Annotated in this window: 15 protein-coding genes and 2 tRNA genes; 9 read left to right on the forward strand and 8 right to left on the reverse strand. The window is 46.8% G+C overall.

What is annotated here, in order from left to right; genetic code table 11:
• Positions 1-9: 9 nt before the first annotated feature.
• Genes OWQ48_02545 through OWQ48_02555 form a run of 3 tightly spaced genes read left to right on the forward strand, consistent with a single transcriptional unit; the run spans position 10 to position 1,873 of the window.
• Positions 10-297: a hypothetical protein gene (locus OWQ48_02545; GenBank protein MCY0868096.1), complete on the forward strand. Its 288-nt coding sequence runs from the start codon at positions 10-12 to the stop codon at positions 295-297.
• A 28-nt stretch (positions 298-325) separates the two neighbouring features.
• A complete protein-coding gene (locus tag OWQ48_02550; protein ID MCY0868097.1) occupies positions 326-1,333 on the forward strand; it encodes an AIR synthase-related protein in 1,008 nt (335 codons plus the stop codon).
• A gap of 21 nt (positions 1,334-1,354) precedes the next feature.
• Positions 1,355-1,873, forward strand: coding sequence for a hypothetical protein (locus tag OWQ48_02555; protein ID MCY0868098.1), 519 nt, complete (start codon positions 1,355-1,357; stop codon positions 1,871-1,873).
• Between the two features lie 32 nt (positions 1,874-1,905).
• Here the strand turns inward: OWQ48_02555 and OWQ48_02560 are convergent, their stop codons facing one another.
• The gene (locus tag OWQ48_02560) at positions 1,906-2,529 is read right to left on the reverse strand and encodes a Snf7 family protein (GenBank protein ID MCY0868099.1); all 624 of its coding nucleotides are present in this window, start codon (positions 2,527-2,529) and stop codon (positions 1,906-1,908) included.
• 152 nt (positions 2,530-2,681) lie between these two features.
• Between OWQ48_02560 and OWQ48_02565 the strand changes: the two genes are divergently transcribed.
• Positions 2,682-3,026 (forward strand): hypothetical protein, encoded by a 345-nt coding sequence (locus OWQ48_02565; GenBank protein ID MCY0868100.1) that lies wholly within the window; start codon positions 2,682-2,684, stop codon positions 3,024-3,026.
• Positions 3,027-3,178: 152 nt separating this feature from the next.
• On the opposite strand, the gene OWQ48_02570 is transcribed toward OWQ48_02565, so the two are convergent.
• Positions 3,179-3,841, reverse strand: coding sequence for a GTP cyclohydrolase (locus OWQ48_02570; protein MCY0868101.1), 663 nt, complete (start codon positions 3,839-3,841; stop codon positions 3,179-3,181).
• A 65-nt stretch (positions 3,842-3,906) separates the two neighbouring features.
• On the opposite strand from OWQ48_02570, the gene glmS reads away from it, so the two are divergent.
• Together glmS and OWQ48_02580 are read left to right on the forward strand one after the other, a co-directional pair.
• On the forward strand, positions 3,907-5,730 hold the full coding sequence (gene glmS / locus OWQ48_02575; GenBank protein ID MCY0868102.1) for a glutamine--fructose-6-phosphate transaminase (isomerizing): 1,824 nt from the start codon (positions 3,907-3,909) through the stop codon (positions 5,728-5,730).
• 83 nt (positions 5,731-5,813) lie between these two features.
• Positions 5,814-5,904: transfer RNA gene (locus tag OWQ48_02580), tRNA-Val, on the forward strand.
• A 1,426-nt stretch (positions 5,905-7,330) separates the two neighbouring features.
• On the opposite strand, the gene OWQ48_02585 is transcribed toward OWQ48_02580, so the two are convergent.
• Positions 7,331-7,915: a hypothetical protein gene (locus OWQ48_02585; protein MCY0868103.1), complete on the reverse strand. Its 585-nt coding sequence runs from the start codon at positions 7,913-7,915 to the stop codon at positions 7,331-7,333.
• Positions 7,916-8,488: 573 nt separating this feature from the next.
• Positions 8,489-9,580 carry a peptide chain release factor aRF-1 gene (gene prf1, locus OWQ48_02590; GenBank protein MCY0868104.1) on the reverse strand — a complete coding sequence of 364 codons (1,092 nt, stop codon included), beginning with the start codon at positions 9,578-9,580 and terminating at the stop codon, positions 8,489-8,491.
• A gap of 128 nt (positions 9,581-9,708) precedes the next feature.
• On the opposite strand from prf1, the gene OWQ48_02595 reads away from it, so the two are divergent.
• Positions 9,709-10,650: a lysylphosphatidylglycerol synthase transmembrane domain-containing protein gene (locus OWQ48_02595; GenBank protein MCY0868105.1), complete on the forward strand. Its 942-nt coding sequence runs from the start codon at positions 9,709-9,711 to the stop codon at positions 10,648-10,650.
• Between the two features lie 9 nt (positions 10,651-10,659).
• On the opposite strand, the gene OWQ48_02600 is transcribed toward OWQ48_02595, so the two are convergent.
• Together OWQ48_02600 and OWQ48_02605 are read right to left on the reverse strand one after the other, a co-directional pair.
• Complete coding sequence (locus OWQ48_02600; protein MCY0868106.1) at positions 10,660-10,851, reverse strand: 50S ribosomal protein L40e; 192 nt, start codon at positions 10,849-10,851, stop codon at positions 10,660-10,662.
• Between the two features lie 46 nt (positions 10,852-10,897).
• Complete coding sequence (locus OWQ48_02605) at positions 10,898-11,452, reverse strand: nucleotidyltransferase (protein MCY0868107.1); 555 nt, start codon at positions 11,450-11,452, stop codon at positions 10,898-10,900.
• Between the two features lie 50 nt (positions 11,453-11,502).
• Here OWQ48_02605 and OWQ48_02610 point away from each other — a divergent pair, with 50 nt between their 5' ends.
• Positions 11,503-12,186, forward strand: coding sequence for an endonuclease V (locus OWQ48_02610; protein MCY0868108.1), 684 nt, complete (start codon positions 11,503-11,505; stop codon positions 12,184-12,186).
• 23 nt (positions 12,187-12,209) lie between these two features.
• Positions 12,210-12,284 (forward strand) — tRNA-Arg (locus OWQ48_02615).
• 232 nt (positions 12,285-12,516) lie between these two features.
• Here OWQ48_02615 and OWQ48_02620 read toward each other — a convergent pair.
• Positions 12,517-13,473: a DNA methyltransferase gene (locus tag OWQ48_02620; GenBank protein MCY0868109.1), complete on the reverse strand. Its 957-nt coding sequence runs from the start codon at positions 13,471-13,473 to the stop codon at positions 12,517-12,519.
• 161 nt (positions 13,474-13,634) lie between these two features.
• Entirely contained in the window at positions 13,635-13,946 is a 312-nt protein-coding gene (locus OWQ48_02625; GenBank protein ID MCY0868110.1) for a hypothetical protein, read from the reverse strand.
• Between the last annotated feature and the right edge of the window lie 287 nt (positions 13,947-14,233).

Raw genomic sequence — 14,233 nt, forward strand, 5'->3', positions numbered from 1 at the left:
GTGCTAGTATTGAAGTGTGAGATCTGCGGTGAAAAAGAGGCTGTATACAAGTGCAGGCTCTGCGGTAGAGCTGTATGCAGCGACGACTACGATCACGAGAAGAACTTGTGTAGTATATGTAGTGAAGCACTCTGCGAGATCTGCGGTAGGCAGTTGTCGATCAGCTACTGCAAGATCTGCGGTAGAATAGGATGTGAGGACTGCCTCATCCAGGTGACACCAGTAGAATACGTGTGCAGGGACTGCGCCTTAAAACTGGGTTTAACAGCAGGTAGATACCGCTTTAAACTCACTTGAATCATAGGCTCTAAGAGTAGAGAGCGAGGTGCTGGAGTACATGGTTAAACCAGGGAAGCTACCGTGGAGCACTATGAGCAGCCTGCTCTCACTACTACCCTTCACTGACCCAGACCTCATTGTAGGGCCGGCTCAAGGTGAGGATGCCGCTGTAATAAGATTTAGAGACGGCTTCCTCGTAGCCCACGTCGACCCTATAACTACAGGGGTTAGAAGAGCAGGCTACTTGGCTGTACACGTTGCCGGCAATGATGTAGCTGTGAGAGGAGTGAGACCGAGGTGGTTTATGCCTACTGTACTCCTACCCCCACAGTACAGTGTGAGAGAGATTGAAGAGTTGTTCAGGGATATGGCTTCAGCTCTAAGCGAGATCAACGGGGTTGTAGTGGGAGGGCATACAGAGGTCACGCCAGGCTTAGAGAGACCTATTATAGTCATGGCTGTAGCAGGCTACACTACGGGGAGAGTTATCACTACTAGGGATGCAAGAGAAGGCGACTACGTTCTAGTCGTAGGGAGGATTGCTGGCGAAGGCGCTGGAGTCATAGCATGGGACTTCGAGGACATGCTCCTCAGGAGAGGAGTGCCGGTAGATGTGGTTGAGAAAGCTAAAGGCTTCATAAGCGAGGTCAGCGTGGTTGAAACAGCCCTAGCTATAAAGAACTACGTTAACACTATGCATGATGCAACAGAGGGAGGAGTCCTCCAGGCGATCAGAGAGGTAGCTATAGCAAGCGGAAAGGATATCATTGTTGAAAGAGAAAAGTTTACTATTGAAAGAGAGGTTGAAGAGATTGCAGGTAGCATGGGCGTTGACCCCCTTAAGCTACTTAGTAGTGGATGCATAGTTGCTACTACACCCCCGGGAAACCTCCTCCGGCTCCTCGGGAAGCTAGAGGAGCTTGGCGTTAAGCACAGTATTGTCGGGTATGTTGTAGAGGGAAGTGGGCGTGTTATAGTAGAGTCGAAGAGTAAGGGTAGAGAGGTAGTAGACACTGATATAATCGATGAGATTTATAAGCTGTGGTCTCAATGAGGTTGACAGCGGTGTGCCGCCATGAGTAGTGCTTTAGCAAGTATTGAGAGAGCAGTGAGAGTACTCAGCGATATATCACAAGGTATTAGGGGCAGGGTTGTCAGAAGCCGCGAGCTCGATGCTAAAACTATTAATGTTGCATCACAGCTAGCCGGGCTTGTGGAGGGTATTTCAGGAGGCCTTCGCACACTAGAGGGTAAGCTTAAAGCCAGCGGGAGTGTAGAAGGCGTGTCGAGGATTTCACCCTACACTTACCTTGTAGTAGATGGCGAGAGAGTAATTGTTCTTAGAAGCAGGCCGGAGTACATGGTTCTCTCCATCGAGTCCAAGGGGTCCTCCATTAGCATTAAAACCAGGAATTCAGCTATCAGCATTAAACCCGACTCCATATCGATTACTGCTAGAGGCGTTAGTGTTGAAGTCAACCCGTTCAGCGTAGAAGACTACCAGGTTAAGAGAGAGGAGCTTAGGAACGCTTTGAAGAGTATTGATAGAGTAGTTAACCAGAGGCTGATACAAGTAGTTGAATGGAAAACATGAGCTAAAAGGAAAAACTAGCTCGAGATGCAGGCTTAAGCAGTCTTTGCTGCTTCTCCCTCTGGAACAACGCCTCTGGGTAGCTCCGCGAACCTCTCCCTCATCTTCTGCTCTGCTACTATCTTCGCCTCCTCTAGAACCTTCTTTGCCTCGCTGTCTAATCCAGTGCCGACATCCATTGTTAGGTCTACTATTCCAGCTCCGACAGCCGCCTCGAGTTCTCTTACAGCGTACTGGAGGTCCACCCAGATGTCGGGTGCTACACCTCTCAGTATGTTTACAGCTTCCCTTATGACTCCTAGGACTGGCGCTATCTCGTTGATTGCTCCACCATATATTATGAACGTCTCGAGCTTTAAGGCAGCGTGCTCGAGAGCGTACTGTACTGTTAGTAGCTGCTTGCTGACTTTCCTTATCTCAGCTACCTCTTTAGCATACATCTTAGCTCTCAGCTCATCTTTCCTGGTTAGGGATTCCACTATCACCTCGAATAGCTCGCGGTCTCTCTCACTCAGCTTATCCAGGTAGTTGTTTATTCTGCCTATAGCAGTTTTAATTCTGTACTGTGCTATGATAGCCTTCTTCTCCATTGGATCCTTATCGTTCGTGAATAGCTTTCTCAGCTTATCCCCTATTGTCTCCTCACGCCTGTAGCTCATACGTGCACCCGCTTAGAATCTCGCTCTAGAATGCTTTTTAAAGCGGAGGGCTAATGGACTGCTGTAATCCCAGCCGGCTACCCCTCCTTCTCTGTACTCCGAGGCGGGATTACACGTCGTGATGCATGCAGCAGGCTTAATTTTAATAATGGATGCACTATATTGTATCCACTGGTACCCTCAGCTTAATGGTGGTCTACGTGGATGAAGAGTTGAGAAAATATATTGTGTGCTGGAGTAACTGCACGCTTAGACACATAGAGTCTCTCGCAATGATAGGCTTAGTTGAGAGAGTAGAAGTCGCTGACTGCGAGAAGAAGGGGTTTAAGAAGCTTGTGGCGAGACTAGTGGATGGAAGTATAGTTGACTCCTCATGCTACTATACTGAGGAGGCTGCACAATCCCTTAGAATCATAAACCTGTATATAGGCTTCGCCCGGTCTAGAGGGCAGCTAGGGAAGGTAAAGATTGCTGGAGGCGAGGCTTCACTAGAGTAGCAGCCTGCTCAACCCGTATTCAACGCTCAGTACTCGGAAATATAAGAGTCTTTACCCCTAGCTACATCCGAATGCTGGAGCCGGGATGATGAATGGTATTACCGGCGAGCTAGTGTGATGAGCTGGCCCCACACCTGACACCCAGAGTTCCCTTAATTGGCTTCGCTTACTACTACAGGCTTTCCTTTCTTCAATGCTCTTCTAAGAGCCTTCAGGGAATTCACGTAGGCTTGCAGGCCTATACGGGAGGAGCCGGCTCCCACGAACCCTATTCTGGATAGCTCGCTAACCGCCTCCTCGAGTCCTCCACCTAGAAGGATGGTTAGAGCCCACCCTGCTCTCTCAACCACTAGGCCTCCATACCTCTCAATACTCTTTAACACGCTGTAGCTTAAAGTACTGTAGGCTACGTACGCATCGTAGCCGCTGGAGAACGGGAGTAGCAGTGATATAATGTGGTATGCCTCCCCACCCCCCTCCTCGTAGTAGAATGTATTCTTCTTGAAGTACTGTGATGCACTGAGTAACGCTACAACAGGGTTTGAGGCTACTACTGAGGCTACTCTCACCCTGACCCTGGCTTCCTCTTCAAGTCTAGCTTGGAATTCAACATGGATACCCCTGCTTACAGTATTAGTTAAAGCAATGTATTCACCAGTATTGAGGCTGAAGGCTACGCCTCCATGAGGCTTAAGGATCCTGTTGATAAGCCAGTTCACCCTGAGATTATATGCTTGAAGGTACCGAGTGCTCACGCTTTTACTAGTGAAGTGGCTCCACGCGTCTTCAAGCCGTATTACCGTGTAGCGCGGCATAAAGCACCTCCCTGCCTGCATAATTAATTAAGCTGCCTTCACTATTATTTTCTCTGGTGCTCTCTGTGGGCGGTATCTTCGCTGCAGTATGCAGTGGGGTAGTTAGCAGGGGTCTTGTAACCACTGTTCTACGCCGCCTCCTCTACAGGGGTTATGATGGAGCCGGCGTAGTATTCCCCTCTAATGGAGGGCTGGAGGTTAGGAAGGCGCCAGGCCACCTTGATAGTGTTGCCAGGCAGGTTGACTTAGAGAGCATTCCCTCCAGGATTGTCCTAGCTCATACAAGGTATGCTAGCAGAGGCTGGCCTGTATACGAGAATACCCACCCGCTACTAGACTGCTCTGGGAGAATAGCTGTTGTAGGCGATGGCTTAATAGATAACTACGAGGAGTACAGGGAGAAGCTTGAGAGAGAAGGACACGTCTTCAAGTCTAGGACAGATACAGAGGTCGCTGCACACCTCTTCGAGAAGTATTATAGAGTTGAAGGAGACTGGGTTAAAGCACTACTAAGAGTTGGAGGCGAGCTTAAAGGATTATACTCGCTTGCATTCCTAGCCAGCGGCTTTGAAGGAGTCTTCTTCATTCAGAACGGGCAGCCTCTAGTCGTGGGGTTTGGATCAGACTGCACTTTTCTATCCAGTGATATTCCATCGCTCTACGGGATCGCCGACACTGTGTACGTGCTTGAGGAAGGCATGGCTGGACTAGTAAAGCTGGGAGAGTTTACTGCTTACAGGATTACTACAGGTGAACCCGTAGACCTCCAAGTCCTCCAGAGCAAGCGGGCTAAGTATAGTGTTGAATACGTTGATAAAGCCGGGTTCCCCCACTACATGCTGAAGGAGATATACGAGATACCGGAGGCTCTTCATAGAGTTACAATATCAGTTATGGAGAAGTACTTGAGGCTTGCGTCAATGATAGTTCACGGAGCCCGAGACGTGTACATTGTAGCTAATGGTTCAAGCCTCTACGCAGGCATGGTTTCAGCATACTACTTCAACGAGCTAGCCGGGATATCCGTTACACCTGTCTCCGCTGCAGAATTCCCCTACTCAACCCTTGAATCCGTGTCAACAGGCTCAGTAATCATAGCTGTAAGCCAGAGTGGTGAGACAAGCGATGTAGTAAACAGTGTTAAGCTAGCGAAGCAGAGGGGGGCTGTGATAGTAGGTGTCCTCAATAACGTTGGCTCCAGGCTTGCCTTGGAGTCAAACGTGTACCTTCCAATAGGTGTCGGCCCGGAGATAGCTGTACCAGCTACGAAGTCTTTCTCAGCGACAGTAGTCGCGCTTCTACTCCTAGCAACATACACTGGGATCTACACGGGGAGGCAGAGCTTCACTGAGTACAGTAGGCTTGTTGAGAATGTGAGAGAAGCGGGTAGAATGCTTAAAGCCCTTCTCCCTCAACTGGATTCAAGTGTCACTAGAGCAGTCCAGGAGACCCCGTTATTCGAGAACGCCTATGTAGCTGGCAGCGGGATAACCTACCCGATAGCTCTTGAGGGAGCATTGAAGCTTAAGGAGGCTGCAATGATACACGCTGAAGGAGTAGAGCTGGGTGAGCTGAGACACGGTCCTCTCACCTTGATCTCGGAGAAATTCCCTGTTATACTCGTAGAGCCGCGTGAAGAGAGGGCACGGCAACTATACTCTAGGATAGCATTAGAAGTCTTAAACCGGGGTGCTCCTCTCATAGCAGTTGCATCCAGCGACTCAGCGTGCAGGCATGGAGGTGTATGCATTGAGATACCGCAGCTGGATAGGCACCTCTACCCTGTCATCACTGCTCTACCACTACAATTACTAGCATACCGGCTCGGGGTAAAACTGAACAGGCCGATAGACAACCCGCCTGGGCTTGCTAAAGCAATAACAACCTAGTTCAAGCTAAACAGCATAGAACAGCATGGAGCCTCCTAGAAGACACCTATTTAAACCTCAAGTAAATCAATAAAATAGCTTTAGGGCCCGTCGTCTAGCCTGGTTAGGACGCCGCCCTTACAAGCCCGGTGCTAGGAGAGGCGGAGGCCCGGGGTTCAAGTCCCCGCGGGCCCACTCTCATCTTGGGATTATGATCCGGCATTTACGGAAAATCGAAGAAGAATGACTATAGCGTCTCCTACGTGAGCCCTGCTCCCTGCAAGCCACTGAAATGAATTATGCTCTTTACAGGGACATCTTTTCCTAGTGAGGAACTTTTATTTCAACATAGATCTCTTATCAATTGTTATTTGCCCCCATCTACGTGGGATTTAGGAATATCTGGATTCCAAAGGACTAGGAGGCTGTTGAGAGGAGGTGTCCTGCCCGAGGATGAAAAGGCATGAGGAGAAACTCGCTGATTACCATCATTGAGACTGAGCCAAAGCCTACGGATCTGCTACGCTTTTAATTGATGAGGATTTCAGATGCAGTACCCTGGAGGGGTCTCCCACCTGACCGCAAAGAAGTACCTTCAGAGGTTCAACAGCCTTGCATGGAAGACAAGGAAGGAGTAGATGGAGTCTGCCCGGAACAGATCAACGCCTTCCTTAGCGATAACAGGCTCAGAGGATGTTTTCCTTCCAGAGAATCCTCCTTCAATCTGAGAGAGGTTAATGGACGCAGGAAAATCTCTTGGTAAAGCTCGACAATGGAATTGATAAAAGAACAATAATTTTGATGAGCGCTCTGCTCACGACGAAGATCAAGCTGGTAGCTTTTTCGAAAAGTAGTGTATCTAGGAAGAAGAGGCTCGTATTCCCCTCTACATGGACGAGTTACAGAACTTTACAATAAAGAAGTTAATAGACACTCCGAGCAAAGCAGGAGAATACAATTTAAACCTAATAATGGCTCATCAAAATCTATCCTGGCCGAACATATGCTTCTACACGAAGCGCAAGAACGAGGGAGAGTTCCACCATTATGTACAGCTGATGTTTCACCGTCCATGAGGAGTTCGTGATAGCGAGGAAGAAATATTATGAGATACTATGAGCGTAGTCTTCAGGAGGTGATATCTGGGAGAGAAAGGCCAGAGAAGCCGAGAAGAAGTTAGGAGAGGACTGTCTAAGGAAAGAGAAAAAGACCCAGAAACCTAAGAGAAAATAGTAGCCACGATGAATTCTTCGGAAGGATATTCTGTGGGATGTTGAGACAGGAAATTTAAGTGATCTAGGCTAGAGGACTATAGGGCTAGGAAAGAGGGGGAATACAGAGAAGAATACATGCAAATACACTTATTAAACTAACGATAGGATGCCGAAAGAAAAAGCCATTCAAGTAGCCTTAAAATAGAGTTTCGCTTAAGGAAAGATGAGCCGAACAATTTTTATTGGGTTTAATAGATGGGTGGAAAACGAATTTAAGCATTGGTTTAAAGTAAAAGCTTGAAACCGATTAACAGATTTCTGTTTTTCCTTTTATCTCTCTTTCACACATCTTATTTCCATATGAAGTTTTCAGTAAACAAGCCTCTTTATGTTTAGGGTAAGCATCTTTATACTTCAAGTATTTTTCTGAATATAACTAGAGTGACCCATATAGCAAAGCCAATTACGTAATAGACCATTAAGCTGATGTATAAGATGATCTGACCTTCTGTGAATAACCAATATAACCCGCTACGTTCAACTATTTCACTAGGAGCATATCTAGATAATAGAACTGACGTGATAGTAACAACTATGAATATTATTCCCCAAATAGAGTAAGCTAATATAGTTGTCAAGAGGCTGTGTCTCATTTCAACAATAGCTTGTTTATTTTGTTTATTATTATCTAGTAATTTAAGATTTTTAATCAGGTCATGAGATGTGAAAATAAAAGCAGTAATTCCTGCAAGAGAAAAATAAGTTGTAAAAATGGTAAGTGATAATGGTATGAAAGTAAGGGTTAAAGTCAGAGCTGAAATAATCGCTATAAATATACTAAATACTCTTATTATAATTAACTTTGAAGTCTGCTCTAAATAATTAGCTTTAAAGAAAGTCCGCTCCAAAACAAAAATGATGTGAGAGGCTATTAAGGGAGGAATAATTGATAAACAAAAACCAAAGAGAGGAAATGTTTCTTCTCCTGTCACCTTGAATAAAACCTGATTCCTTCAGCGAATATGGATGCAAGAGAGTAGTAAAGATAATACAGGGACACATTTATAATGATCAAACCAACGAGGACATATTATCGAGGTAGCGCTACCTGCCCATTCCTTTAAGTAATTAACGAATTTCTGTTTTAACGTTTCATCCTGCTGCGTCTTTCCCGACGTAATTAATATCACCACTAAAATGTAATAGTGTTTAAATTATATACTTCACACAGTTATATAGTTGCAGTTATACAGTGTTTCAGTGACTTGCCAGCTCTCACATGCCTGAGAGCGAGCTTAGTATCTGAAGCTTCTAGTATCTCACATAGTTCGTTCCACGGGCTTTCTCCACCTTGGAACCTAGTCTTCAGCTCTTTCCGTGATCTGCACACCCTCGGCCTATATCGGAGAATGAACTACTCTTCTCGCTAAAATGGATTACACCTGTAATTTCTGGAGCTAGAGAACTCCTAGACATTTCCTAGTAGATTACGAAAGAGCCTTCTCTTCTCAACTACTTTGATGGAGGAGGGTTTGCGAGCTCGGGCTTTAACGCCTGCTTTAATGCTACCATGATATCCGTGTTCTAAGTATTCCTGCAAGCCCGTTGAATGTTTTAGTGAACCACTCGCCTTCAGGTATACTATCACTTAACACTAGTGTCCTCGCCCCCCTCCTGCCTGCTAGCTCTAGCCATTCTTCAATGTCTTCTCTAGTGTCGCTTATGAGGAGTACTGCAATCAGCCCCATTTCAAGGGCATTGCGGACTTCTTCCTCGCCGTACACTATCATTCCATCATCTTTCGCTAGATGGTACTTGAATTCCTCGAGGGTCTTTAAGGCTTCAGCGTATTCTTGTCCTACTAGTAGATCCTGGGCTTTCATGATCATTTCTCTTAACCCTGGCTCACCCTGATATGATACATCTATGAGCTCTGGCAGCACGATCTTCTTGAGCCTGTAGTCTAAGTAGTCTTTCTCAATGAAATCGTATTTAGCGTACGCTGGCCCTCCAAGCAGGATTGCTTTAAGCTTACCTTGCTCTAGTAGAGGCAGGAAGACTTGGTTGACGTGCTCTCCTACTCTCTTATAGAAGTCTTCGACCATCTGCTCTATTATTCTATCATACCTTCTCTGGCTCTGCCCGCCTTTATGGTGTTTTCCTGGAATGTAGTCTTCGAGTTCCTCTACTACTTGGAGTATATTGCCTTTGAGTAAGCCTATTGTAGCAGCATCTCGCTCTACTAGTAGAAGCCCTATGATATTGGATTCACTGACCATCTCCTCAAGGAACTCTGTGTGGAATACCTTGTCAGTCCTGTAGAAGAATAATGGGACTTCCTCGGGGGGTATTAGCATGACTGTAATAGAGTCGCCTGTATCAGGGTTCTCGCCTGTGAATAATACTAGTCCTTTATCAGGGATCTTCGGGATCTTACTTATCCTCTCAATAGCTACTGAGAGAGCTCTCTCTACAGCACTCCTAGTCTTCTTGAGCTTAATGTTGCCTGCAACCGAGAGCTCCTGGCGTAGCAGGTTGAGTACGTCTCCAATAGGTCTCCCTGGAGGTATGTAGAGGCTTAGCAGTATCGTGGCGTGAGCCTTCCACTTCTTAAGCTCCTTGATGATCTCTCTCAGCCGCTGCTTATCAACTCTCAGGGATTCAATTTGATCCTCACTGTAGCTAAAGACTCATCCCTTCCACCAGGATAGCACATAATAACTTGATGGGGGGTTTAAATATCACTGCCCGGGGGCAGGATGCTCCAGCACAGCTGGTGTAGTCTATGGAGTCCAGGATAACTAGGAGCCTGATTGCTACTGCTTTAATAGTGGGTGCTGTAGCACTAGCCTACGGCGTGGCTACATCCTCCCTTACTTCTCTTCTAGAGCTCTACTCCCCGGGTACTCTTCTATCCATAGCACTGCTTACAGCCGGCTGGGCTATCTCAGCTGTAAGACTTAAGATTCTAGTCGAGTCTACTGTGAAGAGGAGGCTCCCGCTAGTAGAGTACCTGGCTGTCAGGCTTATAGGAGGCTTGATGGCTAGCCTCACGCCTTCAGCAATTGGGGGTGAGCCTGCTAGAGCATACTATGTGTCTAGGAGAACAGGGATCCCGCTCACTGAGTCGTATGCTATTGTAATCTACGAGGTCTACTATGATGTTGTAGCAGTCAGCGTTATCGCGGTATTCGCGAGCATTAAGCTACTCCCTCTCAGCACCCCTGTACTCCTGGTATCTCTTTTCTCTGCTACAGCATGGCTGTACGCTTCGATCAGAGTGTCCAGTACAGGGAGGCTGAGACACCTGGATCCAGAGCCTGAAGAAAACAAGGGCTTCCTGGGGAGGATTACAGGCCGGCTTCGTAGATACTACTTTAAGTTCGCTGAAAGCTACAGTAGGGTTGCAGCTGGCACGCCTTTAAGCGTTAAGATCGTGCTATGGCTTCTCACTCTAGTCTATAATACCCTGTGGGGGCTGGCGGTAATCCCTCTCCAGCAGCACTGTACTCTAGGAGACATCTTGAGGAGTGTTGAAGCCTACTACCTTATGCAGTCATTCAGCATGCTGCCGACTCCAGGGGGTAGTGGTGCGGCTGAATATGCTCTCTCACTCCTACTCGATCCATCCACAGTGTTAAAGTACAGGGTTCTATACTACTACTATAATGTGCTTCTAGGAGTAGTAGCACTATTATTATATGAGAAGCTGGCTGCCGGGGGTTGAGTGAAAACTCTAGCCTGCTGTCTTCCCGCCGGCCTTCACAGCTGTTCTAATAGCTTTCTTCGGGCGTAGAGTACCCTTAGACTTACACCTCCTGCACTTTGTTGCACCCGGCGGGTTTAGTGCACCACACCTCCTGCACACCATCTTGTTGAGTACTCTATTGAAGACTATCTTCTGGAGCTCGGGGTCGTTTACAGGCACTGGTAACCACCTGTCTCCCTTATACATGGCTTAAACGGTTTTAAAGCTATATGTTTAACCCTGCTTCTCTAAGCCTATCTAGTATCAGCTCGTACTCGTCTTCAGGGTACTCGCCTGCAAGCTCCTTTACAAGCTTCCTGTTTACTCTTCTACCAAGCTTCCTCACGTACTCTCCGAGCTTATCGAGGTCTACTCCCTGCCTAGCTTTTAACACTAGGTAGGCTTCGAGAGGCAGCATCTCTACTCTAACACCATCAACCTCTACTTCCACGGCTTCCTCGAGTATTCTCCCAGGTATCTCGAGATCCATGTAGTTCTCGTAGAGCTCGACACTCAAGTAGCCGTCTTCTAATGGCACTATGAGCTTAACTGTACCAATCTCTGTTGAAGAAACCTCCCATCCACGCCTTGATGCAAGCTCACGGTAGAAATCCTGGTCTACGAGAGGGCTCGGCTCGTAGACGAATAAGTCTAAGTCTCCCTCCAGCTCCCTTGTACCGAGGAGTAGCTGTGGTATCGTGTCGCCAATAACTACAGCCTTCACGCCCTCGCTTCTAAGAGCCTCGAAGACTCTAGCTATATCACTAGGCTTAAACCCCACAGTAGACACCACTCTTAAATATGGAGTCCAGAGCATAAATAGCAGGATGCATGCCTGGAAGTGTACTCGTAATGGCTGGATTCAGCTATGAGAGAGCTATTAGAGCTCAGAGGATTCTAGGGAGCCGGGTTCTCTCGGAGGCTCCATTCTTCCCTAGGGTGGAGAGAGTTAGGCTGGCTGCCGGGGTTGACGCAGCATACTGGAGGGGGGTTCAGGTCGCCAGCGCTGTGCTAGTAGACTGTGAGTCAGGCTTCCTGCAAGCCTACACCTGCCAGTCTTCTAAGCCTTCTATACCCTACATCCCGGGGCTTCTAGCCTTCAGGGAGGCTCCAGTCTACCTTAAAGCACTAGGGAAACTCCCTGTTCAACCAGACGTAGTATTAGTCGACGGGCACGGGTTAAGCCATCCAAGAGCCCTCGGTATAGCAACACACATAGGCTTAGTCCTAGGGAAGCCTACTATAGGTGTAGCCAAGAAGCCACTCTACGGTAGAGAAGAAGTAGTAGAAGGCAGGAGAATCATAGTAGCACACGGCATGCCTGTAGGAGAAGTCATAGAAACACCAAGCGGGAGCAGACTCTACGTTAGCATAGGATACAAGATTAAACTAGAAGACGCTGTAAGAATAGTGAGAAGCCTCCTAAGAGAAAACATAAAACTACCACTACCACTACACCTAGCAGACACCTACTCCAAGAACAAGTGCATGAAAGAGCTAAGAATAAAACCATGAAAACAAGATAAGAGTGGAAAGAAGGGCCCGTAGCCCAGCCAGGATAAGGCGCCGGCCTTCGGAGCCGGAGAACCCGGGTTCAAATCCCGGCGGGCCCGCACCAACCCCTAAAGCTCCCCTCTTGGTTTTGCTTGTTTTGAACCTTGAAAGCCGAGGATGGAAACACGTATACGTTTACTCTTAGTTTTGCTTGTTTTGAACTGGTTCCCACTTGGGGTTTCTATTGTTGTTCTATATGCTTGAATAGTTTTAAACTTTTCTTCCACGGGATTGTTATTAGCATTCCATGAGCCCGCGGAAACCTCTCTCGTAGAATGCTAGCCGAAAAACTTATAAACTCTTAGTGTAGGGAGATCTAGGCGTGTGCTTACTGGTTTCTTCTGTAGGTTTTCTTAGAATGTAGAGTTTCTCGTGGCGTATTAGCAGGAAGTCTCTGTTCTTGAGCTTCACCCATTTCTCTCTTGTAGTCTTCATTTTATGCTGTATCTTTACTACCTCCTCCTTTAGTACGAAGCCTGTTTCCAGGAGTATTTGGAGGACGTAGTGTGATATGGGGACATAATGCTTACGTATTCTTGTATCGCCTACTAGTATTGCAGTGTAGTGGCCTGGCTTGAGCACTCGGTGCACTTCTACTGCTATCTGCTGCATCATCGCAAGGTATTCTTCAAGGCTTTTAGTAGTTGACAGGTCGCCTGGAGCCGCTCCCTTAGAATACTTTATTATATTGTAGTAGGGTGGGTGTGTTGCCACGAGATCAATGCTTTCATCCCTGATGGAGTCCAGCTTCCTCGCGTCACCATGGTATACTTCTACTCTAGCTTTAAGTACATCTTCAGCTTCAACAGGGTCTCCTGGAAGCCCTCCTCTAGAATACTGCTTCTCCAGGTATCTCTCAAGCCAGTAAAGCCTGTGCAGGGTTAGGATTACAGCATTATAGTTTATGTCTACTCCTATACAATTCCTGCCTAGAAGCTTAGCTTCAATACACGTAGTCCCACTGCCAACCATCGGGTCAAGTACTGTATCCCCGGGTTGAGTATACATGAGTATAAGGGCACGAGCCATCTGAGGAGGCCAGTTCCCACGGTAATCCCCGCGGTGAGTAGCCCAGGAGCCCCGCTTAGGAAAACTCCACACAGTAGTACTAGTATCAGTAAGCTCACTTGGAGTAGGGTGAAGCCGTTTAACCTCGAGAGGGTCAAGCCTAATCCTACAGCCCCCAATCTCAACAACCCTACTCTTCCCCACAAAATCCAAGTACTCCTCGTAAGTTACCCTCCTCACGTCTAGTGGCCCTCAAACCCGCCATCCATACAATATCAGCAGGTAGCAGTAATATTACTACCATTAAGCAAGTACACTGTGAAACCGTAGTATCTTAACTGCAGGAGAATAGGTTTCGTAGAAAATTATTTGGGGATTTTACCTTTATTTCCCTTGCTTCTCTAACAGTTCAACAGCTCTAGTATTCTACTTAAAAGCCTACTTGTGACGTGTAAAGATTTTTTAAACTTCTCAGTTTTCTTCTTATCTAATAACACATCTAATGATTTTATATATTCTAATGTGTAACTAACTGCTCTTTCTATAGCTTCATCTTCAGGTTGTCCCTGTTTAATCCAGTAAAGGTATTGTTCAAGCGCTCTCCTAGTAGCCTCTATGGCGTGGTTTAATGTAGCTTCATCAGGTAGTTTACTTAGGGATCGCTCTCTATTAACCTCCTCTACGGATATCTTCCCCACGTAGATCTCGTTCAATATATAGTCTACAAACTCGAAGCGTGGTATCTCCTCCTTTATCTCTATCGAGTTATTAGCTCTTACATGTTCAAGCTCTTTTGCAAGCTCACTAAGCGCATTGAAGCAATCGAAATACCCGGATTTATGCCCTAGGACTATGGAGTATATGCCATTCTACCATGTAATCTATTGAAGGAAGTAATCTAATGATTCGCTAAGCTTGAGTGAATCCATCAATCGTTCAAGTAGAACTCGCTGGATATAACAGTAGTCTCCGCTACATCCTAGGGTTGAGTAACGTGGCC

The sequence above is a fragment of the Desulfurococcus sp. genome (assembly GCA_026626905.1).
Classification (GTDB): Archaea; Thermoproteota; Thermoprotei_A; order Sulfolobales; family Desulfurococcaceae; genus Desulfurococcus.

Coding starts and splice junctions, on each gene's coding strand:
- OWQ48_02555 (MCY0868098.1), top strand. CDS start 1,355: ATGAGTAGTGCTTTAGCAAGTATTGAGAGAGCAGTGAGAGTACTCAGC.
- OWQ48_02565 (MCY0868100.1), top strand. CDS start 2,682: ATGCACTATATTGTATCCACTGGTACCCTCAGCTTAATGGTGGTCTAC.
- OWQ48_02610 (MCY0868108.1), top strand. CDS start 11,503: ATGCCTGGAAGTGTACTCGTAATGGCTGGATTCAGCTATGAGAGAGCT.
- OWQ48_02560 (MCY0868099.1), bottom strand. CDS start 2,529: ATGAGCTACAGGCGTGAGGAGACAATAGGGGATAAGCTGAGAAAGCTA.
- OWQ48_02570 (MCY0868101.1), bottom strand. CDS start 3,841: ATGCCGCGCTACACGGTAATACGGCTTGAAGACGCGTGGAGCCACTTC.
- OWQ48_02595 (MCY0868105.1), top strand. CDS start 9,709: ATGGAGTCCAGGATAACTAGGAGCCTGATTGCTACTGCTTTAATAGTG.